Source organism: Pseudoflavonifractor sp. An187, assembly GCF_002160275.1.
Taxonomy (GTDB): domain Bacteria; phylum Bacillota; class Clostridia; order Oscillospirales; family Oscillospiraceae; genus Enterenecus; species Enterenecus faecium.
In genome coordinates, this window is the sequence record NZ_NFKG01000001.1 from 180,773 (window position 1) to 203,823 (window position 23,051).

Consider the following 23,051-nt stretch of genomic DNA (forward strand, 5'->3'; position numbering starts at 1 on the left):
CTCGTTGTGGTTCACCGCTGCGCCATGACAATGGTCACATTGTCCGGCGCACCGTGCTCCAACGTCATACGCATCATACTGCGGCACCGCTCCTCCAGGGGGCGCTGCTCCACAGCCTGCTCCAGCAAAACCTGGTCGGTGAGGACGTTGGACAGGCCGTCGCTGCACAGCAGCAGGCTGTCCCCCTCCTGCCAGGTCACATGGTAACAATCTGCCGTCACATCCCGGTCCACACCCAGTGCCCGGGTAATCAGGTTCTTCTTGGGGTGGGTTCGGGCCTGCTCCGGGGTGATATCCCCCCGAGAGACCAGCATCTGTACCAGGGAGTGGTCACAGCTGACCTGTTGAATCTCCCCGTCGTGGATGTGATAGCAGCGGCTATCCCCTACGTTGATGACATAGGCCTCCTGGTCCAGCAGCAATGCCGCCACCAGGGTGGTCCCCATCCCCCGATATTGCTCATCGGTGCGGGAGAGCTGGTAGACGTGGGTGTTGGCCTGGTCACAGGCCTGGCGGAGCAGCTGGGTACAGTCCTGCTCCCCCTCCGGGACCCCATCCTGGCACAGCTCCTCCAGTTTCGCAGCAAAACTCTCCACTGCAATGGCGCTGGCCACATTGCCCGCTCGAGCGCCGCCCATGCCGTCGCAGACCACCGCAATGGCCACCTGCTCGCTGAGCTGGCGCACGGCATAGCTATCCTGGTTCTCACTGCGTACCGAGCCGATATCCGTCATTCCAAATATGTTCATAGGGCTTCGTCCTTTCCGGGCTGGAGCTGATCTTGCTGCATGTGCTTCCGGCGCAGCTGACCACAGGAGGCGTCAATGTCGCCCCCCAGCTTACGCCGCACGGTGGCTGTGACGCCCTGGGATTCCAACCGTTTCTGGAATTGCCGCACCCGGCGGCTGGGCTTGAGGGGAGACTCCTCCACGTGGTTCAGGGGAATCAAATTCACATGTCCAGGCTGACCCCGCAGCAGCTTCACCAGCAGGTCCGCCTGCTGGTCGCCGTCATTGACGCCATCGATCATGGCGTACTCGTAGGAGATACGCCGTCCCGTCTGCTGGAAATACCGCCGACAGGTGTCCATCAGCAGGTCTACCCCCACGGCCCGGTTCACCGGCATCAGCTTGGAGCGGGTCTCGTCGTCGGGGGCGTGAAGGGATACGCTTAAGGTTAATTGTAACCCCAACTGTGCCAATTTGTCAATTTTCTTCACCAGACCACAGGTGGACAGGGAGATGTGGCGCATGCCGATGTTTACACCCTGGGGGTGGTTAACCAGGTGCAAAAATTGGATTACATTGTCAAAATTGTCCAGAGGTTCCCCAATTCCCATCATCACGATGTTGGAAATCTCCGCTCCGCTGTCCAGCTGGGTAAAAATGATCTGGTCTAAAATTTCGCTGGGCTGCAAGTCCCGGACCTTTCCGCCCAGGGTGGAGGCGCAGAATTTACACCCCATGTTGCACCCCACCTGACAGGACACGCACACGGTATTCCCGTGCTGATAGCGCATGAGCACCGTCTCCACGCAGTTGCCGTCCCGCAGCCGCCACAGGTATTTGATGGTGCCGTCTAAGGCGGACTGCTGTTTCCGCTCCACAATGGGGGCGGTGATGTAGCACTGCTCCTTCAAGGTCTCCCGCAGAGCCTTGGGCAGATCGGTCATCTGGTCAAAGGAGGTCACGCCACGGTGCAGCCACTGGAAAATCTGTTTGGAGCGAAAGGCGGGCTGTCCCAACTCCTTGAGATACGCCCCCAGCTGGTCAGGCAGCATGGATTTGATGTCGATCACGGCTCAGGCCTCCTTCTTTCGCAGACGGGCCACGAAAAAGCCGTCTGTGTGATGTATATGGGGCCAGAACGTCATCATGCCTTCCTGGCGCCCAAAATGGGGCAAATCAAATGCCTCCAACGTAAATTCTGGGTGTTGCTGCAAAAACCACGCCACCACGTCCTGATTTTCCCGCTCCCGCAGGGTGCAGGTGGCGTAGATCATCACCCCGCCGGGGCGCACGTAGGCCGCACAGTTGTCCACGATGCCCTTTTGCACCTGGGGCAGCCCATCCAGAGGTTTGGGGTCCTTGTAGCGGATGTCCGGCTTCTTGCGGATGATACCCAAACCTGAGCAGGGTACATCCACCAGCACCGTATCAAACCGCTCCACCCAATCCTCCCGGCGCTGGGCGGCGCTTTGCAGCTGGGCGGTCAGAATGGACAGGCCCAGACGGCTAGCCCCCGCCTCCAGCAGCTTGATTTTGTGGGGATGAATGTCACAGGAGATGATTTCCCCCTGATTGTTCATGTCCACGCCAGCGGCAAAGGACTTGCCGCCGGGCGCGGCACAGCAGTCCAAAACCTGCTGGCCCGGCTGGACATTTGCCGCCGTCACGGCCAGGCGTGCCGCCGCATCTTGGATGTAGAAATAGCCCTTCTGGTAGGCGCTCAGCCGCTCCATATCTCCGGTGCTGCTCAGGAGCAGGCAACCTTCCAACCAGGGGTGGCGCTGTACCTCCACCCCGTCCCGCTCCAGCTCCTCCACCGCCTGGTCCACGGTGCATACCACCGTGTTCACCTGGGCCGTGGTGGGGGGCTGGCAGTTGTCTGCCTGGGCCCAGGCCTTCACGCCGTCCACGCCCAGCACCTGGGCAAACTCCTCCACCAGCCACCGGGGGTGGCTGGTCTGGAGGGCGATGGTCTCCAGCTCGTCCTTCCCCTGAGGAGGCGGCAGAGGCATGTCCCGGAGGATACCCCGGAGCACACCATTGACCATCCCAGCCGCTCGGGGATTGCGGCAGTGCTTTTTCGTCAACTGGACCCCTTCATTTACCGCCGCACTGGGTGGAATCTTGTCCATATACAGGATTTGATACAGGGAGAGACGCAGAATGGACAACACCTTGGGTTCCAGTTTTTTCAAGCCTCCGGCACAGCGGCGCTCCAGATACCAGTCCAAGGTCATCCGGGTTTGGAGTACGCCAAAGCACAGCCGGGTGGCCAGGGCGGCATCCCGACGGTCCAGGGCGCTCTCTTTCAGAATTCGTTTCAAATGTCCCTCAGACCAAGCCCCCTGCTTGTCACAGGCTGTCAGGGTCAGCATGGCCGCTTCTCTGGCAGAACCCATAGGTAAACTCCTCTCAGATGGCTTCCTTCTCCTTCAGGGGGTGGCCCAGCAAAAAGGCGTGGGCCGCCATGGCTTTCTTCCCGTCGGGTTGAAGCTCCAAAATTTCCAATACGGTGCCCTCTCCACAGGCCACCCACAGGCCACGCTTGTCTGCCTTGACGCAGGTGCCAGGGGCCTGGGTCGTCTGCTCGGTTCCCACCGCCGTGCGGATGATCTTGCACCGCACGCCGTCCACTACTGCCGTGGCGGCGGGCCAGGGAGTCAGGCCCCGCACCTGGTTGTGGATTTGGGTGGCAGTATGGGTCCAGTCAATGGGGGACAGGGCCCGGGAGAGCATGGGGGCGTAGCAGGACTGGGCATCGTCCTGGGGTACTGCCACCGCCGTTCCCTGCTCCAACTGCTCCAGCACCTGGGGCAACAGGTCTGCCCCCATCTGGGCCAGACGGTCGTGGAGCTGCTGGGCGGACTCATTGAGATCAATGGGTGTGGCGGCGCTGGCCAGCATGTCGCCGGTGTCCAGTCCCTCCGCCATATACATGATGGTCACCCCGGTCTCGCTCTCCCCGTTGAGGATGGCCCAGTTGATGGGGGCTGCACCTCGGTACTTGGGGAGGAGAGAGGAGTGGACGTTGATGCACCCCAGAGGGGGCAGCTGCAAAATATCCACGGGGAGGATTTTGCCGTAGGCCGCCACCACAATGAGCTGGGGGGCCAGCTCTCGCAGCTGCTCCAGGGCGCTCCCATCCCGCAAGGTGGTGGGCTGAAACACAGGAATACCCACCGACAAGGCATATTCCTTCACAGGGGGCGGCAGTAGCTTCATGCCGCGATTTTTGGGCTTGTCCGGCTGGGTAAAGACTCCACACACCTCATGGCCGTCCTCCACCAGGCGGCGCAGAGAGGGGACGGCAAAGTCCGGGGTGCCCATAAAGACGATTCTCATGCGTCCTCGTCCTCCATGGCATCCAGCTCATCCACCGTATAGAGCCGGTCGGTGTGCTCCACAAACAGGTGCCCGTCCAGGTGCTCCAGCTCGTGGCAGAAGCAGCGGGCCACAATGCCCTCGCCGCTCATCTCAAAGAAGTTGCCGTTGCGGTCCTGGGCCCGCACGGTGGCGGTGGCGGGACGGGTAACCACGCCATACTTTCCGGGCACAGACAGGCAACCCTCCAGACCAGTCTGCTCTCCATCCGAGGCAATGATCTGGGGGTTGACTAGCTCCACCATGTTCTCCTGGTCATCCATGACGATGACCACTCGGCGCAGAATGCCGATCTGTGGGGCAGCCAGGCCCACACCGTTGGCCTGGGCCAGAGTCTCCTTCATATCGTCCAGCAGATCGTGCAGCTTCTCGTCAAATTTCTCCACCGGGTGGCAGGTCTTGGCCAGTGCCGGATCTCCTTGGGTCAAAATGGTTCTCAAAGACATTGTTAGGTCCTCCTTTGTTGGATTAATCCTGCGGGTTGATATCTGCATACACCGACACGCCCCGGTTGGCCTTGTCTGTCTGAGCCTGGCGCACCATGTGGGCCACCAGTTCCCGGGCTTGTCTGGTATTTTTGGTCTGTAACGTCAAATGATAGCGGTAGCGGTTATTCACCTTCACCACCGCTGCCGGAGCAGGGCCCAGCAGGCGACACGCCATGGAACGATACTTGGGTTGGGAGAGAATCTGCTCAAAGGCCTGGCGCAGCCGCATGCACACCCGCAGCACCTCGTGCTCCTGGTCTCCGGTAATGTGCAACACGAAGAAGTCCCCAAAGGGGGGACAGTCCCGGAGCTGGCGCATACGGATTTCCTGCTCGTAAAACCCGTCATAGTCCTGACGGGAGGCGCACTGAATGACCTCATTGCCGGGGGTGAAGGTCTGGATAAAGGCCCGACCGGTCTTGCCGCCCCGGCCTGCCCGGCCCACCACCTGGGTGAGCAGAGAGAAGGTGCGCTCTCCGCCCCGGTAGTCCTCCACATACAGGGTCTGGTCAGCGGCTACAGCCCCCACCAAAGTCACATTTTCAAAGTCCAGCCCCTTGGCCACCATCTGGGTGCCCACCAGCACCGGGATTTTCTCCTCCCGGAACTGGGCCAGCAGCTTGGCGTGGCCCTGGACGCCAGACACGGTATCGGTGTCCATGCGCATCACCGATACGCCGGGAAAGAGGCGTTGCAGCTCCTCCTCCACCTTCTGGGTGCCCAGCCCCACAAAGCTGTAAATGCCACCGCACTGGGGGCAGTGCTGGGGCAAGGGCTGAGAATAGCCGCAGTAGTGGCACATGAGCCGTCCGTTGGCCTTATGGTAGGTCAGGTGTACCGAGCATCTGGGACAGCTGGGGGACTCCCCGCACTCTCCGCACACCACCATCTGGCTACTGCCTCTCCGGTTGACAAAGAGGATGGCCTGCTCTCCCCGGTCTATGGTCTCTCTTAATGCCTCCACCAGAGGCTGACTGAGGGCAACGCCGTTCCCCTCTCGCAGCTGCTCCCGCATATCCACCACCGTCACCTGGGGCAGCTCCCGCTGGTTGAAGCGGTGCTCCAGGGTGAACAGATGGTAGGTGCCTGCCTTGGCGTGGTACATGGTCTCCACCGACGGGGTAGCCGAGCCCAAAAGAAGCAGAGCATTCTCTTTCGAACACCGGAACTTGGCCACATCTCGGGCATGGTACCTGGGGTTCTGCTCAGACTGGTAGGTGGGTTCCTGCTCCTCGTCCAGCACCACAAGCCCCAGGTTGTGCACCGGGGCAAACACCGCCGAGCGGGTACCCACCACCACCATGGCCTGACCAGAGCGGACCCGTTTCCACTCGTCGTACCGCTCTCCCGTGGATAGGCCACTGTGGAGAATGGCCACCTGCTGGCCAAACTGGCAGGTAAATTGGTCCATGAGCTGGGGGGTGAGGGAGATCTCGGGCACCAACACCATGGCACCCCTGCCCTCCTTCAGGCCCTTGTGGATGAGCTGGATATAGACCTGGGTCTTACCGCTGCCCGTGACTCCGTATAGCAGGGCGGCAGCGGCCTGCCGGGTCTCCATCAGCGCCCACAGCCCTTCCATGGCCTGCTGCTGCTGGTCATTCAGGGCCACAGGGGTGGGAGCCTGGGAATTCTGTACGCCCACCTGAGGCGGGCGGCGGAACACCTCTTGCTTGTGCAGGGTGAGAAGTCCCTGTTTTTCCAGGGACCGCAGCGTACTCATGGAGGCCCCAGTGAAATAACACAGCTCCTTGGCGGACACCTCTCCCATCTCGCCCAGGACCTTCACCGCCTGGTATTGGAGAGGTGCTCTCCGCCGCCGGCCGGACACCTGGGCCAGGGCCTCCTCCGGCTCCACCGCCAGGGCTACTCGCTGTTCCAGCTTGTCCTTCACTCCAGGGATTCCATCCGCCCGGCGGACGATGCCCCCCGCCTCAGACAAGCGGCGCAGGGCTGGCCAAGGGTCCGCTCCGTCAAAGGCCCGCTGAATCTCACTGAGCTCCGCGTTGCCTCCATAGGCGCATAGAATGTCCGCCAGACGCACGGACGGCCGGTCCTCTCCGGCCAACTGGTACAGGGCCTCCCGGTCCAGTCCTGGAGCTATGCTCCAGCTCTCTTTCAGAGCGTACCAGAGCCCGGCGGGGAGCATCACCCGGATGGCCTCGTACACGGTGCAAAAGTAGTGCTCCCGCATCCACAAAGCCAGCTGGATGTTCTCCCCAGTCAGTACCGGCTCTTGGTCCAGTACCGTCTGGATGGGTTTTAATCCGTCCACGTTTTCCTGCTGGCCCAAGGCCAGCACAATGCCGTCACTGAGCCGGTTGCCCCGGCCAAAGGGGACGGCCACCCGCATTCCCACCTGCACACGGGACGCCATGTGCGGGGGAATTTTATAATCAAAGGGCCGGTCAATGGCGTAGACGGCGGCTGCCACTGCGATTTTTGCTGTCTGTGGCACCTCCCGTCAACCTCCTCCTTTTGACCGCGAAAGGGCAAGCAGCGCCTCGCCGCTTGCCCTGGCTTCACAGGCCGTGCCTTTTGACTTCTTACTCTTCGGTCTCCTCAACCGGTTCCTCCACCTGCAGCTGGCCGTCAGCCACCTCGCGCACGGCCAGAGTCACCGCCTTCTCCTCCAGGGGGATACCGGTCTGCTCCGACTCGCTGGAAATCTCACGGGCACGGTGGGCCACCACATTCACCAACATGTAACGGCTGGGCACTTTCTCCAACAGGTCCTTCATAGGGGGATAGAGCAACATAATTCTTCAATCCTTTCGTTTTCTTCCAATTAGTCGTTGGTGCCGATGATGCTCTCGGCCAGCTGAATTCGCTTGTTGACTCGGCAACTCTCCGCCTCCAGGATGGACAAGATCTCCTGGGCGGCGGACATCACGTTGTCATTGACCACCAGGTAGTCGTACTTGGTGCACTCCCGGCACTCTTCCCGGGCTTTGGCCAGCCGCTGGGCAATCACATCCTCGCTGTCTGTGTTGCGCTTGCGCAGTCTGCGGGAGAGTTCCTCCAGAGAGGGAGGGATGATGAAGATACACACAGCCTCCGGGCACTTTTCCCGCACCTTGGCTGCACCCTGGACCTCAATGTCCAGCAGCACATCCACGCCGGCTTGCAGCTTCTCCTCAATGATTTTGAGCGAGGTTCCGTAGTAATTGTCCACATACTGGGCATACTCCAAAAACTCATTGTCCCGGATCATGCGTTCAAACTCTTCTCGGGCGACAAAGTTGTAGTTTACGCCGTGCTCCTCACCCACCCGGGGCTGCCGGGTGGTAAAGGACACCGAGAAATGGATGTCCCGTCGGCTGCTGAGCAACTCGGAGATCACCGTGCTCTTGCCCACCCCGGAGGGACCGGACAGAACGATCAACTCGCCACGTTTTTTCTTCTTCATATCTCTTTCTCTCCCATCTGCTCTTCTTCCGGTGACGAGGGGTCAAACCGCTGCCCCAGCACCTCCGGGGTCAGGGACGACCACACCACATGTCCACTGTCCATAATCAGCACCGATTTGGTCTTGCGGCCAAAGCTGGCGTCAATGAGCATCCCCCGATCTCGGGCCTCCTGGCCCAGACGTTTGATGGGGGCAGATTCTGGGCTCACCACCGCCACCACTTTCCGGGCTGACACCACATTGCCAAACCCAATGTTGATCAGTTCCATGCCGTCACCTCGATATCACTCCAGATTTTGGACCTGCTCGCGAATCTTCTCGATTTCCGCCTTGATGTCCACCACCACCCGGGCAATGTCAATGTCATTGCACTTGGAGCCAATGGTGTTGGCCTCTCGGTTGAACTCCTGAATGAGGAAGTCCAGCTTGCGGCCCACAGCGCCGCCCTGGTCCAGCAGCTCCCGCAGCTGGGCAATGTGACTGCGCAGGCGCACCGTCTCCTCGTCCACTGCCACCTTGTCGGCAAAAATGGCCGCCTCGGTGAGAATCCGGCTCTCCTCGATCTGGGTGTTCTGGAGAATTTCCGCCATCTTGGCCTCCAGGCGGGCTCGGTACTCCGCCACCGTCTGGGGGGAACGCTCCTCCACCTTGGACACCAGGCCCTCGATGGTCACAGCCCGGCCGAGAATGTCCTCTGCCAAGCGCTGCCCTTCCCGCACCCGCATGGAGTCAAAGTCCGCCAGCGCGGCGTCCAGAGCACCCAGAAGTCCGGCCTTCACCTGCTCCTGGTCCCGTTCCTTTTTCTCTACCGTGAGCACATCGGGGAAGCGGGCCAAGTCGGTGGCATAATAGCTGCCCTTCACCCACTCGCCCTTGCCCAGATCATAGAGTTTGGCCAGAGCCTGGATGTAGGATTTGGCCAGACCCTCGTTGACGGTCACCGTGGAGTCATCCTCCGCCTGGGCGGTCAAGGTGACAAACACATCCACCTTGCCCCGGGAAATGGAACCTTGTACCCGGCTTTTCATGGCGTCCTCCGCAAAAATGTACGCTCTGGGCATCTTAATGCCGCAGTCCAGATAGCGGTTGTTCACCGACCGCACTTCCACGGTGAAAGTGCCGCCCTCGTAGCTGCACTCCCCTCGTCCATATCCGGTCATACTCTTAACCATGGTTTCATCAGCCCTTTCTCCAGTTTCTTCCCTTCCCCATGCGGGAGAGATAGGCTGCAATCAGCCCGCTAAAGCCAAAGTCATATAGTAAAAATACCACGTTACCCAGCAAATACACCAGCCCCAAGTGCAATTGCTCCAGGGGCAGGCCGTCCAGGGCCACCGCCTTGGTGACCAAGACCACAACTGTGTAGGCCAGGTTGAAAAACACCAGCTTACAGAGGATCTCCAATGGTTTGCGTCGCAAGGCCTCCACCTTGGACTTTACCACCGGGTACAGGCCAAACAGGGCGGCATACAGGAGCACGCAGAACTTATCCGGTACCAGAAGCAGCCCCAGCACCGACACCGCACCCCAACACAGCAGTCCGGCGGAAGTTCCACCGGCAATCACCACACCTGCACAGGGTACCCCTGCCAAGGCCACCAGGCCGATGGCTCCGGTGGGTGAGATGGCCGAGCCGTACAACAAAATGATGGACACCGCCCCCAACAGGGCCGGATAGGTGATGCTGCTGGCAGATTTGCCTGGTTTCATATCAATTACATCCCCCACACAGACAGTTCAGGCAGAGCATGGTGGTACAGCAGTCCAGGCTGTCGCACTGCCCTCCGGTCATATTGGTATTATACCCATAGCCGCCCTGCTGCATCATGGACAGAGCCTGGCGGTACTCCATGTTCCCGGGCTCCATCTGGCAGGCGATCTGATAGTTCTGTCTGGCCTCGTCCAGCCAGCCTCGGCGGTAGGCGATACTACCCATGAGGAAGTACCACTCGCCGTTTTTGCTGGAGATGCCCCGGAGCAGCTGTTCTGCTCCGTCCAGGTTCCCCATGTTGATATACTGGCGCACCTGGGCAAAGGAAGCAGAAGAGGAGGAGCCGCCTCCACTGTACTGGCCCTGGTATCCGTAGGACTGGGAATAGCCCCCCTGATACCCGCCGCCGGTGCTTCCACCCCCGCTGCGCGCCTTGGTGATGGCATCGTAGGCCTCGTTGACTTCTTTCATCTTCTCCTCAGCCAGATCGGCCAGAGGGTTATTCTGGTAGTTGTCCGGGTGGTATTTCCGGGCCAGTTCCCGATACGCACGCTTGATTTCATCATCACTGGCGTTGGGGCTGACCCCCAGCACCTCATACGGATCTCTCATGCATGTATCTCCCTTTGTGTAGCTTTTTGATTTCCTTCCATCGCCCGTCCATCACAGCGCTCTGCACGGCGGGAAGGCCAACGCACAAAATATTTTCTAAGACGCGCTCCCACTCCCCCAGTTCTAGCAAACTGGCGGCACTATATGCCAGCCGCACCGAATGGGTACAGGTGGTGGCCACATACTCCTGCTCCTCTTTGGCTCTGCCCTCAAACCGGGCATCCAGTGGGTTATAGCGCCCGCAAGCTCGATCCTCGTCCAGATCATCCCATGCATCCATCAGGTAAATCCAGCGTCCCAAATGGTACAGCAGCTGCTGCAAAATACGGGCCTGGTCCCCTTGGGCCTGCTCTGAGGCCGCGGAAGCCAGCATGGCGGCAAATTCATGGGCCACGGCGTCCAGCCGGGTCGAGCGCTTGGCTTCCAATTGGTCCAGGCGCTCCAGACAGCCTTGCACTTGATTCACAAAGCCCGGACAAGCCTGGGCCGCTCTCCGGTATGGCCTGTGAAACCAGCGGCGCAAGAATCGGTATGGCAGACCACTCCAAAAGCCGTGGTCCTTCACATCATCGTCCAGCTTGTGCCAAGTGAGAATCAAACTCACATCCGCCGCTCGCTCCATCCCCGGCCCTCTCAGGCACGCCTTGGGCTTGCGGATGGGGTGGGCGGGACAGCGCTGGCACACAGTCCGGTCCCCTCCCTGGCAGATTTGCAGAAGGATGGCCAGGAGAGTCAAGTCATAGTTTAAGGTAAATCGGATCCAAAACCCATGTCTCTTTCCCATCTCGTGGCAGAGGCCACAGTAGGCGGATTGGTACAGGTCCTTCTCCTCCTGGGGGAGCTGGGTCAGGGCCGGTCTGACGTATCCAAACATAATCAGGCTCTATAGAGGGAGACCACAATTTTATAGTCTCGCCCCACCACGTCGATTTGATCTCGGGTACCCACACTGTCCAAATAGACGTTGGCGGTCACCGTATACTGCCCGGCGGCCTGGTTGATGTCCTTCAAGTCTGCCACCACTCGGATTTTATCCGGCGTGACGGCATCCAGCAGCTCCTGGCTGCCCCGGACCTCCACCTCCACCATCTGGGTCAGCGCTTTGGCCGCCCAGCCATCGGGAGGAGAAATGCAGTCGATGTTGGTGACCTCCACGGTCTTACTTTTCAGAGAGTCGTCCAGGTCCAGGGTGGCCGTCACCTGGGTGACGCCGCTGATGTTGGTCAACTCGTCGGTGAGGGCAATATCAAAGGTGATCACATCCCCGTCGTGGACAGTGCCCAAATCAATGGTGCCCAGCACAACGGAGCCCTCAGACTGGATGGCCTCCACGGCCGTCTTGCTGCCGGCTACGGTGAGAGACTCCTGACTCAAGGTGCAGGTCACCTGATCCAGGGCGACGCCGCCGCCCGCCACCAGTTCCACCTTCAAGGGGATGTCTGCCGTGGCTAGGATGGGGAAGGTAGTGTGCACCGTGGCCACCGAGCACTCCACGTCCAGATTGTCAATGACGTCGCCGCTGGCGCCGATGAAGCGGTAAGGGAAGTCCCCACGCACGTTTTCGGAGAGGTTTTCACCCGTGACCACCACTTCGGCATAGGACACCTGGTTGACCAGCTCCGCCTGGCCGCTGATGGTAATCTTATTGGGGGAGAAGACAAAGTCCTCCTGGTCTCCAGCCAGATATCCCTCTGCAGTGGTGCCTTCAAACTTGCCCCGCAGTTCGATCTCCCGCTGGCGGTACTCCGCCACCGTGAAGGAGACATTTCCCGTCCCCTCGTTGATGATCTGCACCTGACTGGCGCTGATGTTGCTGGGCAGCTTCACGGTATAAGCCAAGGTATAGTCCCCCGCTCGCTCGATGGTGGCCACATCCACCACCAGCTCCACCGTCTTATCGGTGAGCTGGGCCAACACCGCAGGCTTGGCCTTCACCGTAATATTGGCGGAGGGTGCATCCCCGGCGATCATCAGGCCGTTGCTCTCCAGCTGCTCTTCGCCGGAAAATGTAATGGTAATATTTCGAATGGATTTGCTCGCCTGATTTCCATCCATGGAGGTCACATAAAACCACATGACCACAGCAATGGCGATGGATAAAACCACATAGAGCACCTTACTGTCGAGAATCTTCTTCCCCATCTGGCTTATCCCCCTTTATTGGTTTGAGCATATTGGTTAGCCATGCCGTGCCGGAGGGCTTGCTCTCCTCCTGCTTGGGCATCAGCTCATTGCGCAGCATCTGTTCCAAGGTAGCAGGAGCCAGGTGCCGCTTGAGCATTCCGTTGATGGCCACAGAAATGGAACCTGTCTCCTCCGAGACCAGAGCTACCACCGCATCAGAGTTTTCACTGACACCAATGCCAGCCCGATGGCGCATTCCCAAGTCCCGGCTGATGTTCACGTTCCCAGACATGGGCAGCATACATCCAGCTCCCACAATTCGCCCGTTGCGAACGATGACGGCGCCGTCGTGAAGGGGCGCTTTATTCCAAAACAAGTTTTTCAGAAGTTCCGCAGACACCCGGGCATCCAGCGGCGTGCCGGTCTTGAGCACATCGTCCAGCATGGTCTTGCGCTCAAACACCATCAGAGCGCCCACCTTATCCTTGGACAAGGAGGTGTAAGCCTCCACCGTCTCCCGGATGGCATACTCCAGTTCATCGTCAATGGTCTCTTGGACAAAGATCTCTTTGATTTTACCGCTGCCCATCTGCTCCAGGAAGCGGCGAATCTCCGGCTGAAAGATAATGACCAGGGCGATAAATCCCAGTTCCACCGCATTATTCAGCACAAAGCTCACCACTTGCAATTGCAGCAGATTGGCAACGCCCAGAGCCACCACGATCAGCAGAATGGCCTTGACGACCTGGCCGGACCGACTGCGGCGGACAAAGCGGAAAATATGGTACACCACGAAGGCCACAATGGCCATATCCAACACGTCAAAAAAGCCGATCAGCTTCACATACTCCTGAACGGTGCGCAGGAACTGCTCAATATATTCCATTTCATCGCCTCCAACCACATGGCAAAATGCCATAGTATGGCTATCCTACGTATTATAGCTCATAAACGCCGAATTGGCAAGACAATGACAGCTAAAACTTCAAATATGAAGCAGATATGAACAAATCAGCCTGTCTCCTCTTCCTTTTTTCCGGCTCCTATTGTATAATTTCGAAAGATACACAAAGGACCCAGGAGGTATGTCCCTATGTTAATCAAACATGCACAAATCTACGACGCCGTTCACCCCCAACCCTATGTGGGGGACGTTTTGATCCACGGCACCGTCATCCAGGCCATTGGCCCCCAGCTCTCCGCCCCCGGCGAAGAAGAGCTGGACGCCCAGGGTCTGCGCCTCTACCCCGGCTTCATCGACGCCCACAGCCATCTGGGCCTGGATAACTACGGCATGGGCTTTGAAGGCCACGACTACAACGAGATGGGAGACATTGTGGCCGCTCACCTCCGGGGCATCGACAGCTTCAACCCCCTGGAGCTGGGGGTGCGCCGCGCCCTGGAAGGCGGCGTCACCACCGTGGGCACCGGTCCGGGCAGCGCCAATGTGCTGGGCGGCACCTTCTTCGCCGTGAAAACCCACGGCAACTGTGTGGACGACATGGTGCTCCGGGACCCGGTGGCCATGAAGTGCGCCTTCGGCGAGAACCCCAAGCGCTGCTACCAGAGCAAGGGCAACTCCGCCCGCATGAGCACCGCCGCCAAGCTGCGGGAGATGCTCTTTGCCGCCCAGGACTACCTGGCCCGCAAAGAGGCCGCCGGAGACGATCCTCTGAAAAAGCCCAAGTACGACATGAAGCTGGAAGCCCTCATCCCCGTACTCAAAGGCGAAATCCCCCTCAAAGCCCACGCCCACCGGGCCGATGACATCTGTACTGCCATCCGCATCGCCAAGGAGTTCGGAGTGAACATGACCCTGGAGCACTGCACCGAGGGACACCTCATCCCGGAGGTGGTGGCCCGTTCCGGGTTCCCCGCCGCCGTGGGCCCCACCCTCACCAATGCCAGCAAAATCGAGCTGGTGAACAAGACCTTTGAGACCCCCGGCGTGCTGGCCCGGGCTGGAGTTCAGGTGAGCATCATCACTGACAACCCCGTCATTCCCCAATCCTACCTACCCTTATGCGCCGGGCTGGCCGTGAAGGCGGGCATGGACCCCTTCGAGGCGTTGAAGGCCATCACCATCAACCCCGCCAAGCATTTGGGCGTGGAGGATCGGGTGGGCTCCCTGGAGCCGGGCAAAGATGCCGACCTGGTGCTGGTGGACGGAGACCCCATGGTCAGTGACAGCCACATCCGGTGTGTGTGGATCAACGGAGAAAAAGTAGTTGGTTAACCAAAAATGTGCCTGACGGCCGAAGCTGTCAGGCACACGCTTCTCAAAAATGCCAGCATTTTTGAGATGGGCTACAGCCCGCTGCATGCATAATTGGGTCAAAGGGCGACCCAATTCCACACTGGCGGGCTGAGAAGAGTTTTTTCCGATGCACATGTCCTCGAAAAAAACAGATTTTAATTTATTTTCCCATCTGCGGATGGGAAAACTCTGCCGAGGGCTTTGGCGTAATGGTAAGTCAATTGGTCCCTCTTGCACGAACATGAATTTTTTTGACAGTCTGAAATGTGCCTGGCGGCCGAAGCCGTCAGGCACATGTTTTATCTTATCGTTATCGGTAGATGGGGTGGGCCTGGGTGAGTTGGGCCACGCCCTGGCGAATCTCTTCCGCCTTGTTTTCAAAGTCTGTGGCCGCCCATGCGATATACTGGGCCACCTGGTCCATGTCGGCGGTGGTAAAGCCTCGGCTGGTCACCGCAGGGCTGCCCACCCGGATGCCGCTGGTCTGGAAGGGAGACCGGGGATCTCCGGGCACCTTGTTTTTATTGACGGTGATGCGCACCTCGTCCAGGCGGCGCTCCAGCTCCTTGCCGGTGAGGTCGCCCAAGTTGCGCAGGTCCACCAGAGCCAGGTGGTTATCGGTGCCACCGGACACCAGGTTCATGCCCCGGCTCATGAGCCCCTGGGCCAAAGCCTGGGCGTTGTCCACCACCTGCTGCTGATACACCTTGAACTCCGGCTTGAGGGCCTCGCCCAACGCCACCGCCTTGGCGGCAATGATGTGCATCAGAGGTCCGCCCTGAGCACCGGGGAAGATGGCGGAGTTGATCTTCTTGGCCAGATCCTCGTCGTTGGTGAGAATCATGCCGCCACGGGGACCACGCAGGGTCTTGTGAGTGGTGGTGGTCACCACATGGGCGTAGGGCACGGGAGAAGGGTGGAGCCCAGCGGCCACCAGGCCGGCAATGTGGGCCATATCCACCCACAGATAGGCGCCAACCTCATCGGCAATGGCACGGAAGCGGGCAAAGTCGATGGTTCTGGGATAGGCGGAGGCACCAGCCACGATCATCTTGGGCTTGCACTCTTTGGCCACCCGCTCCAGCTGGTCGTAGTCGATGTAGCCGGTCTCCTCATCCACGCCGTAGGCCACCACGTTGTAATATTTGCCGGAGAAGTTCACGGGGCTTCCGTGGGTCAAATGCCCGCCGTGGTCCAGGTTCATGCCCAGCACGGTGTCCCCGGGCTGGCACAGGGCCATATACACGGCGTAGTTGGCCTGAGCTCCGGAGTGGGGCTGCACATTGGCAAACTTGGCCCCGTAGAGCTGGCAGGCCCGCTGGATGGCCAGGGTCTCCACCACGTCCACGCACTGGCAGCCGCCATAATAGCGCTTGCCGGAGTATCCTTCTGCGTACTTGTTGGTGAGCACGCTGCCCGCTGCGGCCAGCACCGTCTCAGAGACGATGTTTTCCGAGGCAATCAGCTCGATGTTGTCACACTGTCTTTGATATTCGGCCTGGATGGCAGCGCCCACCTCCGGGTCCATTTTGGATACAAAATCCATATACTCCAAAACCATGGTTGTTCCACCTTTCTCTTAATGAGCTAGTTGTGCCCTATTATATCCGCTTTATTCTAATAAAGCAATAGATAAACCGTGAAAGTTTCGTGACATTCCCCCTGGGTCTATGGTATGATATCGCCAGAGGTGATACATATGAAAACTCCCCAGCAAGTCCGTGCCATGGTGGATGGACTCAAACAGCTCTATCCCGACGGCATCTGCTCGCTGCAATATAAGAAAGACTATGAATTGCTCTTTGCGGTGCGGCTGTCCGCCCAGTGCACCGATGAGCGAGTCAACCAAGTCACTCCCGCCCTCTTCGCCCGCTTCCCCACTCTGGAGGCCTTCGCCCAGGCAGACGTGGAGGAAGTGGGAGAATACATCCACTCCTGCGGATTCTTCCGGGCCAAGAGCCGGGACCTGGTGCTGTGCGCCCAGATGCTCCTATCCCAACACGGCGGAAAGGTCCCCGGCACCATGGAGGAGTTGGTGGCGCTGCCCGGCGTGGGGCGCAAGACCGCCAATCTGATTTTGGGTGATGTGTTCCACACCCCAGGTGTGGTGGTGGCAGACACCCACTGCATCCGCATTTCCGGACGTCTGGGCCTCACCGATGGCACCAAGGACCCCGGCAAAGTGGAAAAGCAGCTGCGGGAAATTCTTCCCCCAGAGGAGTCCAACGACTTCTGCCACCGCCTGGTGCTCCATGGCCGGGCTATCTGCACCGCCCGCCAGGCCAAGTGCGGCATGTGCCCCTTGGCTCCCGTGTGTGACTACGCCGCTAAATTGTAAGCAACAAGCCCCGCCGAGATGTCCGGGGGCCATAAGAAAGTAATAAGTTTTCGCAGGAACGGCATGGCTTCGGTCATGCCGTTTCCTGTTTCATCAGCTCGTCCACGGGAATAAATCCCACAAGGTCGTAGGAGATACGGATGTTCTGCCGCCGTTTGCCGCTGCTCTTGTCCGGCGCTCCAATATAGATCGCCTTCACAAGCTCCCGCAGAGCGTAAGGGGTCAGTTCCTGCAAATCCTCGTACTTGTGTACCCGCTGGATGAACTGCTCCAAGTTTTCAATCTGTCGTTCCTGTACTTCAATGTCCTGCTGCAAGGTCTGGATTTCTGCTTTGAGCTGCATCTGTTCGTCCTCGTAAGACTGGCTCATCATAGCAAACCGCTCGTCTGAGAGCTTCCCGGCCACGTTGTCCTCATAAATGCGGATGAACAGCCGGTCAAGTTCGGTCCGGCGTTTATCGGCCTGTGCAAGCCGCTTCTTGTTTGCCCGGATGGCTTCCTCGCTGGACAGCCGGAGCTTATGCTCCATCACGGCCCGGAAGTAGCTTTCGTGCCGGGTTACATAGGAGATAACCGCTTTCATGTGCATCCAGACCAAATCTTCCAGAACAACCGCCCGGATATAGTGGGCTGAGCAGCTTCCGGTGTTGCTGCGGTAGTTGGCGCAGACAAAGTGATCCTGCCGCTTCTCAAAGTAGTTGGTGGTGCAGTACCTCATTTTCGCCCCACAGTCGGCACAGTAGACCATGCCAGAAAACAGGCTGCTCTTGCCGGTTTTCGTCCTGCGGTGGCGTTGCTGGCGGATTTCCTGAACCTTGTCAAAGACTTCCTGTTCGATGATTACCGGGTGAGTGCCATAGAAAACCGCCTGCTTTTCCAGAGGCGTGTCCCGCTGCTTCTTGTCCCAGATAGAGTTGGTGTAGGTCTTGAAATTGACCGTACAGCCGGTATATTCCCGGCGCTCTAAAATGTGAACAATGGTGTTGGTGTTCCAGTGATACGGGTCAGCGGTCTCCGGGCTGGGGGTCTTGATGCCTGCCCTGCGTTTATATGCGGTGGGGTTGAGCACCTTTTCCTCCTGCAAGACTTTGGCAATCTGCATCGGCCCGCGGCCTTCCATGCAAAGCCGAAAAATGTGTTTGACCACCTGCGCCGCTGCTTCGTCCACAATCCATCTGGTCTTGTCATTCGGGTCTTTGAGATACCCAAACGGGACATTGGTGGTCAGTGGTACGCCGCGCTCACCTTTTGCTTTCTGCACCGCCCGGATTTTGCGGCTGGTATCTTTTGCAAAAAACTCGTTGAACCAGTTCTTTATACCTGCCACATCGTTGTCGGTGCTGTTGGGGTCGATGGTGTCGAAGTGATCGTTGATGGCGATATAGCGCACGCCGTACTTTGGAAACGTGAAGTTGATATACAGCCCGGTCAGCGATGAATTTCTACCCAGTCTGGATAGGTCCTTGGTGCAACAGACGGCCACTTTTCCTGCCTCGATTTCGGCCAGCATGGCCTGAAAGCCGGGGCGGTCGTAGTTGGTGCCGCTGTATCCATCGTCCACAAAGAAAGTCGGGTTGGGGAAGCGATGCTCCTTTGCATATTGGAGCAGGATGGCCTTTTGGTTCTGGATGGAGTTACTCTCGCCCTCGTTTGCGTCCTCTTGGGAGAGGCGGCAATAGAGAGCCGTGATTTTATCAGTTGCCCGCTGCATTTCTGCGTCCTCCTTCAATGGGGCAACTGCCAGTACAGGATTGGCTACTTCTATTGTACCAAGATTCCGGGTGTTTGTCATTCCGTGTCCTCCATCTTTTCTGTGAATTTTTCGGCCATGATGCGCTCCATCTTCCGATTCAGTGGCTCCGTGCCGTCATAGCTGCCAATGACGGTGTAAACGGTGCCGCCGATCTCCTTCTGCAAGGTGAATTCCGGCAACCAAAACGCGGAAAGATTTTTCACATGGATGTGTCCGTCCTCTCCGATCCAGAAATTGCGCTTCGGCGGGTCGGTGGGGCCGGGATTGGAAAAATGGTATTCTTCCAGCGTGTCCTGACCGTCTATGATTGCGGGTGGGATTTTCAATTTGCTGTCCATAAGTGCCTCCTGAAAATGTGTAAGGTTTAGTGTTCGATTTCCTGCTTTTTCTGCCGTGTAACGGCGTTTTGGCGCTCCTGCTCATGCTGCACCTGATAGATGCTGTAATGGATAGCCCAGAGTTTTTTTGTATCGGTGTGCAGGGACTTGATCTTCTGCTGCAACATCTGATATTCCGTTTCCAGCTTGGCTTTCTCTCTGCGCCACGCATGGACGGAGATTTTCCCGTCTACCCACTGATCTTTCAGCTTGCGCTCAGCCATGTAAAATGTCCGCAGCACGTTCTCATGCTCTGCCTTGTATTTCTGACGAGATTTCTCAAAGCGGATGGTTTTCAGCTTGTCGGCAACGGGTTTGCCTTGCTGGTAGTAGTCCGCCATGCGAAGCAGCTCGTCCAGTTCCTTGATGCGGGCCTGTTTCCCGGATGCAGATTCTTTCAGCGTGTCAATCTGTTCCTGCATAGAGTTCAGCAGCGCGTCCAAATCCTCGGTGGTGCGGAGCTGCTTGGATTCCAAATAACTGACGGTTTCCGAAAACTTTTTCAAGTTTCCGATTTTGGCCTTGCCGCTGTATGCGCCCCTGTTACGGTCGTCATAGTAAGCGGACAGTAGTTCTACCAGCGTAGGCGGTTGGGGCGCGGAAAGCTCGGCTTTGACCTCTTTCAGCCAGCCGAGCAGGGATGCGATTTTTTGCTTTGCCTCCCGCAGCATGGCGTTAGTTTTCCTAATCCAGCGGTTGAGGTCGCCTCTGTCGGTGCGGATACCCTTTTGCTCCATCGCCTTGACGGTGGGACCTTCATGAACGGTGGGAAGCTGCTCCACCCCCTGTCGCTCATAGTTGCGATGGTCGATGCGGCAATCCAAACCTTTCTCCGCGAATTTGGCATTGCACAGTTCCGCCCACGCCCTCCGCCAATGTTCCAGCGTTTCCGGGCTGCCCCAATCAGTGGTGGGGACTGCGCTGAATACATAGTTTCCGGCTCCATCCCGGATGCGCTCGCCGTGTTCGTCCAGCACATATTCCCGGCGCTGCTTGCTGCCCCACCGGCCGTCCGGCAAGATGGGCCGGATGGGGCACAGCACGTGGAAGTGCGGGTTCTGGATGCCGCCGTCATCTCTGTCTGGCTGGTGTGCGGCGAAATCCACCACCATGCCACGGCTCACAAACTGCTCCAACAAAAACTGCCTTGCAAGGGCGATGTTTTCCTGTATGGAAAACTCGTTCTGCAAGGCAATGTCAAAACTGTATGCAAGCTGGGCTTTCTTCCCGCGCTCGGCCTTCTCTACGGCGTTCCAGAGGGTCTCTCGATCTGCATATTCCGGCGGGGCATGGGGCGGCAGCAGGATTTCAGAACAGAGGACACCGCCTTTCCGGGTGTAGTCGCTGTCCTCTCCGTAATACTCACTGTGCAGCTTTTCGCCGGAACGATAGGCGGCAGATGCCACAACTGACTGCCCGGCGCTTCGTTTGATCTGCGTTACATGAAAATGGAACAGTGCGATATATTATCCCTTTCCTTTCTGCTCGGTGGCGTTGTGGGCGTTGACGGCGGACATGAGCAAACTCTTGACTTCCGGCAAAGTAAGTGCTTTTTCCGCAAAGGCGTAGAACTCGGTTTCGGTCAAAACCTTTGCCAGCGGCTCCACGCTTTCGATGGCCGCGCCGCGGGTGATGAGGCGATGAGCTCGTTTGCGGCGGTCGCCTTTCTCGTAGTAGCTGCGGCGGTTTTCCAGCTGCTGTTGTTTGTGTTGAAGCTGGGCAAGCTGGCGCTCCTTGGCGGCGATTTCGGCTTCCAACTCCGGGATGGTTTTCTGTTTGGGCATGGTACATGGCCTCCTTAAAAATTGGTAAAAAACAAAAAGACCGCCTACCGGAGATCGGTAAACGGTCTATTTCTAAACTGTACTGTTGTTTAGCTTTTTAATTCATCTTATTATACAGCTAACCTTCAGGATGGTTTTCACAAACTTACTGTCAACGGGTAGTTTGTATTGAATATTTTGTATTGAATATTATAAATGTTTCGTTAGGTTCTAGAACACCTCGATATTTTAGATGGATTTTTTGATTTTCTCCAATTCCCTTCTGTTGAACAAAAGCATACCCAGCAATTTTCGAATAACGTTGTCCAGTTCACAGCAAACATGCTGCACAGCCCAGTTTTTACGACTGTACTCAGAATAGTCAAAAGCGAACCGCCCATCCATGAACTCGGAAGCATATGTTTCGACTACTGTCTCAAAGGCTAAGAAATCGCCGTGCGCAATTTTGTTTCTCATTTTTCTAAAAAGTTCAGCCTGTCGCTTTGTATCGCTTTCTGGATCAAGCGGCTCAAAAAACTGCGGCAATTTAGTGTCGAGTTCACTTTCTTTGCGATTTTCGAGAAAAAGCTGGCATAACGAAAAGGCTTTCACCAAATGATTCGCATTGTACTCATTATCCTTGTGAATGGTATTGACCAAGTAATCGAAAAGCAAATAGTCATTCCTTGAGCACAAGAAGCTGTCAAAGAGTTTTCCCCACTCCTGCAATGCCAAAATGTACGCAGCAGCTTCCTCACCACCCCAGAAAATGCGACAATGGTCAATTTCGTCGTGGTTGGATGAGAAAATCCATTGCGGCACAGGGTTTGGGATTGCATAGTCTGTTTGGTCTGAATAGGCCATGAAGTTAATAAAGTCTATGATTTTCTCGGAATAGTCTTCTTCACATAACCGCCCATCAAAGCAATTGGTATCCCACCCACCAAGGGGCATGTCCGTGTAATCATAATTTTGATAAATGCAGATCATTAGGTCTGCAATTTTTATATAGTGTTCTTGTTCAAACTTCTCTGGAAGGGCCCTATCTGAAAACAATGTTTGATACAAATTGATTATTCCGCAAGGATAGTTCGTCCCTATCTTTTCTTGATAGGTTTTGTCTGCTTTCACTGCCAGTTCGAGCTCATTGGCCAGAGCACCTCTCCATTCATTGTGTTCTTCGCTTGGCAGATTGGCTATGTACAATCCAAGTTTTTCAGATATACAAATTGGTTCAATTTTGCCGTAAAAGTTTAATACAACCATTTTCTCTCCTGAAAACTAATGTGCATAATTTGTAACCTATCGTTTTCCACGTTCTTTGCGGCTGAAAACATAGTCGTTAGCTTTTGGATCATAATGAGATGACATTCCTACGATATCGTCTGACGCTATATAGTCCATATATGCTATCCAAGCATCTAATGGAATACGATAAAGGACTTTATTGCGATCAAAATCAGATGTTACGCTGAAGCTATCGATTATTCCGTCTTCATTAAATACAACGAAAAACATGTAAGAATGTATTAGCCAATTGCATACATTCTTTCCTGCAACAATAACTTCTTTCTCGTTTTCCCAGTCATGACTATCTTCTTCCGGCCATCGATGGAGCTGATCGACAGGCTTAAGCGGCTGAACCGAAAAGACTTTCAGCGAATAGTTTTCAGCTTCGTCGCTGAGTTTTCCACCGCAATCAATCAGTTTTCGAATGATGAACGCGGAATAGAAAATTGCCTTTTCGATAACTGTATATGTGGCGTCATCATTCTTCTTGAAGTGCTCTGCCGTATTGTATTTGATAATCAGGTTTTTACGTCTGCGTAAATCTTGTTTCCACGGAAAGCTTTCAAAAATCATAATAACACCTCAAGAACTTCTTCAATTCTATATTGTGTAGCAATATTGGGCAGACTGATTTCAAGCGTTTTAATGCCTCTAGCATAACATCAGGCAAGGGTAAGTGCAAGAGCTCAAACCGTAAATTCCTTGATTCTACGGGCTTTCCCGGTGCTTGTCCATAAATAACACCTGTCTTTGCAGAACTGTCCGTTGACAGGTAGTGCGCAGGGATAGTCGCATAGCGGCGCAAGGGGTGCAGCCCCTT

General features: G+C 56.9%; 24 protein-coding genes. 2 read left to right on the forward strand and 22 right to left on the reverse strand.

The window, feature by feature from the left end; genetic code table 11:
• Positions 1-11 precede the first annotated feature (11 nt).
• The 15 genes from B5F22_RS00895 to cdaA form a co-directional block, all read right to left on the reverse strand.
• Positions 12-749 (reverse strand): Stp1/IreP family PP2C-type Ser/Thr phosphatase, encoded by a 738-nt coding sequence (locus B5F22_RS00895; RefSeq protein ID WP_087234071.1) that lies wholly within the window; start codon positions 747-749, stop codon positions 12-14.
• Positions 746-1,798: a 23S rRNA (adenine(2503)-C(2))-methyltransferase RlmN gene (gene rlmN / locus B5F22_RS00900; RefSeq protein WP_087389816.1), complete on the reverse strand. Its 1,053-nt coding sequence runs from the start codon at positions 1,796-1,798 to the stop codon at positions 746-748. The genes B5F22_RS00895 and rlmN overlap by 4 nt, the downstream gene beginning before the upstream one ends.
• A gap of 3 nt (positions 1,799-1,801) precedes the next feature.
• Complete coding sequence (gene rsmB, locus B5F22_RS00905; RefSeq protein ID WP_087389819.1) at positions 1,802-3,127, reverse strand: 16S rRNA (cytosine(967)-C(5))-methyltransferase RsmB; 1,326 nt, start codon at positions 3,125-3,127, stop codon at positions 1,802-1,804.
• Between the two features lie 13 nt (positions 3,128-3,140).
• Positions 3,141-4,070, reverse strand: coding sequence for a methionyl-tRNA formyltransferase (gene fmt, locus B5F22_RS00910; protein ID WP_087389821.1), 930 nt, complete (start codon positions 4,068-4,070; stop codon positions 3,141-3,143).
• Positions 4,067-4,555, reverse strand: coding sequence for a peptide deformylase (gene def / locus B5F22_RS00915; RefSeq protein ID WP_087369277.1), 489 nt, complete (start codon positions 4,553-4,555; stop codon positions 4,067-4,069). The genes fmt and def overlap by 4 nt, the downstream gene beginning before the upstream one ends.
• A gap of 22 nt (positions 4,556-4,577) precedes the next feature.
• Entirely contained in the window at positions 4,578-7,055 is a 2,478-nt protein-coding gene (gene priA, locus B5F22_RS00920; protein ID WP_087389824.1) for a primosomal protein N', read from the reverse strand.
• An 88-nt stretch (positions 7,056-7,143) separates the two neighbouring features.
• Positions 7,144-7,338 (reverse strand): DNA-directed RNA polymerase subunit omega, encoded by a 195-nt coding sequence (rpoZ, locus tag B5F22_RS00925; RefSeq protein WP_275532465.1) that lies wholly within the window; start codon positions 7,336-7,338, stop codon positions 7,144-7,146.
• A gap of 47 nt (positions 7,339-7,385) precedes the next feature.
• A complete protein-coding gene (gmk, locus tag B5F22_RS00930) occupies positions 7,386-8,006 on the reverse strand; it encodes a guanylate kinase (RefSeq protein ID WP_087234084.1) in 621 nt (206 codons plus the stop codon).
• The gene (locus B5F22_RS00935) at positions 8,003-8,275 is read right to left on the reverse strand and encodes a DUF370 domain-containing protein (protein ID WP_087234086.1); all 273 of its coding nucleotides are present in this window, start codon (positions 8,273-8,275) and stop codon (positions 8,003-8,005) included. Before B5F22_RS00935 ends, gmk begins: the two co-directional genes overlap by 4 nt.
• Before the next feature lie 15 nt (positions 8,276-8,290).
• Positions 8,291-9,178, reverse strand: a complete 888-nt coding sequence (locus B5F22_RS00940; protein WP_204210466.1) for a YicC/YloC family endoribonuclease — start codon at positions 9,176-9,178, stop codon at positions 8,291-8,293.
• Between the two features lie 7 nt (positions 9,179-9,185).
• Complete coding sequence (locus B5F22_RS00945) at positions 9,186-9,716, reverse strand: hypothetical protein (protein WP_087389828.1); 531 nt, start codon at positions 9,714-9,716, stop codon at positions 9,186-9,188.
• 1 nt (position 9,717) lies between these two features.
• Positions 9,718-10,329, reverse strand: a complete 612-nt coding sequence (locus B5F22_RS00950) for a J domain-containing protein (RefSeq protein WP_087389831.1) — start codon at positions 10,327-10,329, stop codon at positions 9,718-9,720.
• Positions 10,313-11,203 carry a DUF5685 family protein gene (locus tag B5F22_RS00955; RefSeq protein WP_087389834.1) on the reverse strand — a complete coding sequence of 297 codons (891 nt, stop codon included), beginning with the start codon at positions 11,201-11,203 and terminating at the stop codon, positions 10,313-10,315. The genes B5F22_RS00950 and B5F22_RS00955 overlap by 17 nt, the downstream gene beginning before the upstream one ends.
• A gap of 2 nt (positions 11,204-11,205) precedes the next feature.
• Positions 11,206-12,471, reverse strand: coding sequence for a hypothetical protein (locus B5F22_RS00960; RefSeq protein WP_087389837.1), 1,266 nt, complete (start codon positions 12,469-12,471; stop codon positions 11,206-11,208).
• Positions 12,446-13,339 (reverse strand): diadenylate cyclase CdaA, encoded by an 894-nt coding sequence (gene cdaA, locus B5F22_RS00965; protein WP_087389840.1) that lies wholly within the window; start codon positions 13,337-13,339, stop codon positions 12,446-12,448. The genes B5F22_RS00960 and cdaA overlap by 26 nt, the downstream gene beginning before the upstream one ends.
• Before the next feature lie 207 nt (positions 13,340-13,546).
• Between cdaA and B5F22_RS00970 the strand changes: the two genes are divergently transcribed.
• Positions 13,547-14,689, forward strand: a complete 1,143-nt coding sequence (locus B5F22_RS00970; protein ID WP_087389843.1) for an amidohydrolase — start codon at positions 13,547-13,549, stop codon at positions 14,687-14,689.
• 331 nt (positions 14,690-15,020) lie between these two features.
• Here B5F22_RS00970 and glyA read toward each other — a convergent pair whose 3' ends face one another.
• Positions 15,021-16,271: a serine hydroxymethyltransferase gene (gene glyA, locus B5F22_RS00975; RefSeq protein ID WP_087389846.1), complete on the reverse strand. Its 1,251-nt coding sequence runs from the start codon at positions 16,269-16,271 to the stop codon at positions 15,021-15,023.
• A 138-nt stretch (positions 16,272-16,409) separates the two neighbouring features.
• Here glyA and nth point away from each other — a divergent pair, with 138 nt between their 5' ends.
• Positions 16,410-17,048, forward strand: coding sequence for an endonuclease III (gene nth, locus B5F22_RS00980; protein ID WP_087229786.1), 639 nt, complete (start codon positions 16,410-16,412; stop codon positions 17,046-17,048).
• A 73-nt stretch (positions 17,049-17,121) separates the two neighbouring features.
• Here nth and B5F22_RS00985 read toward each other — a convergent pair whose 3' ends face one another.
• The 6 genes from B5F22_RS00985 to B5F22_RS01010 form a co-directional block, all read right to left on the reverse strand.
• Positions 17,122-18,759 carry a recombinase family protein gene (locus tag B5F22_RS00985; RefSeq protein WP_087389849.1) on the reverse strand — a complete coding sequence of 546 codons (1,638 nt, stop codon included), beginning with the start codon at positions 18,757-18,759 and terminating at the stop codon, positions 17,122-17,124.
• Between the two features lie 77 nt (positions 18,760-18,836).
• Positions 18,837-19,139: a hypothetical protein gene (locus tag B5F22_RS00990; protein ID WP_087389852.1), complete on the reverse strand. Its 303-nt coding sequence runs from the start codon at positions 19,137-19,139 to the stop codon at positions 18,837-18,839.
• A 26-nt stretch (positions 19,140-19,165) separates the two neighbouring features.
• A complete protein-coding gene (gene mobQ / locus B5F22_RS00995) occupies positions 19,166-20,641 on the reverse strand; it encodes a MobQ family relaxase (protein ID WP_087389856.1) in 1,476 nt (491 codons plus the stop codon).
• A 3-nt stretch (positions 20,642-20,644) separates the two neighbouring features.
• Entirely contained in the window at positions 20,645-20,962 is a 318-nt protein-coding gene (locus tag B5F22_RS01000) for a DUF3847 domain-containing protein (RefSeq protein WP_087259243.1), read from the reverse strand.
• Between the two features lie 228 nt (positions 20,963-21,190).
• On the reverse strand, positions 21,191-22,207 hold the full coding sequence (locus B5F22_RS01005; protein ID WP_087389859.1) for a hypothetical protein: 1,017 nt from the start codon (positions 22,205-22,207) through the stop codon (positions 21,191-21,193).
• 36 nt (positions 22,208-22,243) lie between these two features.
• Positions 22,244-22,804 (reverse strand): hypothetical protein, encoded by a 561-nt coding sequence (locus tag B5F22_RS01010; RefSeq protein ID WP_087389861.1) that lies wholly within the window; start codon positions 22,802-22,804, stop codon positions 22,244-22,246.
• Positions 22,805-23,051: the final 247 nt, after the last annotated feature.

Bases quoted from the DNA above. Each gene is read 5' to 3' on its own strand.
- B5F22_RS00895 (WP_087234071.1), bottom strand. From the start codon at position 749: ATGAACATATTTGGAATGACGGATATCGGCTCGGTACGCAGTGAGAAC.
- rsmB (WP_087389819.1), bottom strand. From the start codon at position 3,127: ATGGGTTCTGCCAGAGAAGCGGCCATGCTGACCCTGACAGCCTGTGAC.
- fmt (WP_087389821.1), bottom strand. From the start codon at position 4,070: ATGAGAATCGTCTTTATGGGCACCCCGGACTTTGCCGTCCCCTCTCTG.
- def (WP_087369277.1), bottom strand. From the start codon at position 4,555: ATGTCTTTGAGAACCATTTTGACCCAAGGAGATCCGGCACTGGCCAAG.
- rpoZ (WP_275532465.1), bottom strand. From the start codon at position 7,338: ATGAAGGACCTGTTGGAGAAAGTGCCCAGCCGTTACATGTTGGTGAAT.
- gmk (WP_087234084.1), bottom strand. From the start codon at position 8,006: ATGAAGAAGAAAAAACGTGGCGAGTTGATCGTTCTGTCCGGTCCCTCC.
- B5F22_RS00935 (WP_087234086.1), bottom strand. From the start codon at position 8,275: ATGGAACTGATCAACATTGGGTTTGGCAATGTGGTGTCAGCCCGGAAA.
- B5F22_RS00940 (WP_204210466.1), bottom strand. From the start codon at position 9,178: ATGGTTAAGAGTATGACCGGATATGGACGAGGGGAGTGCAGCTACGAG.
- B5F22_RS00945 (WP_087389828.1), bottom strand. From the start codon at position 9,716: ATGAAACCAGGCAAATCTGCCAGCAGCATCACCTATCCGGCCCTGTTG.
- B5F22_RS00950 (WP_087389831.1), bottom strand. From the start codon at position 10,329: ATGAGAGATCCGTATGAGGTGCTGGGGGTCAGCCCCAACGCCAGTGAT.
- B5F22_RS00955 (WP_087389834.1), bottom strand. From the start codon at position 11,203: ATGTTTGGATACGTCAGACCGGCCCTGACCCAGCTCCCCCAGGAGGAG.
- B5F22_RS00960 (WP_087389837.1), bottom strand. From the start codon at position 12,471: ATGGGGAAGAAGATTCTCGACAGTAAGGTGCTCTATGTGGTTTTATCC.
- cdaA (WP_087389840.1), bottom strand. From the start codon at position 13,339: ATGGAATATATTGAGCAGTTCCTGCGCACCGTTCAGGAGTATGTGAAG.
- B5F22_RS00970 (WP_087389843.1), top strand. From the start codon at position 13,547: ATGTTAATCAAACATGCACAAATCTACGACGCCGTTCACCCCCAACCC.
- glyA (WP_087389846.1), bottom strand. From the start codon at position 16,271: ATGGTTTTGGAGTATATGGATTTTGTATCCAAAATGGACCCGGAGGTG.
- nth (WP_087229786.1), top strand. From the start codon at position 16,410: ATGAAAACTCCCCAGCAAGTCCGTGCCATGGTGGATGGACTCAAACAG.
- B5F22_RS00985 (WP_087389849.1), bottom strand. From the start codon at position 18,759: ATGCAGCGGGCAACTGATAAAATCACGGCTCTCTATTGCCGCCTCTCC.
- B5F22_RS00990 (WP_087389852.1), bottom strand. From the start codon at position 19,139: ATGGACAGCAAATTGAAAATCCCACCCGCAATCATAGACGGTCAGGAC.
- B5F22_RS01000 (WP_087259243.1), bottom strand. From the start codon at position 20,962: ATGCCCAAACAGAAAACCATCCCGGAGTTGGAAGCCGAAATCGCCGCC.
- B5F22_RS01005 (WP_087389859.1), bottom strand. From the start codon at position 22,207: ATGGTTGTATTAAACTTTTACGGCAAAATTGAACCAATTTGTATATCT.
- B5F22_RS01010 (WP_087389861.1), bottom strand. From the start codon at position 22,804: ATGATTTTTGAAAGCTTTCCGTGGAAACAAGATTTACGCAGACGTAAA.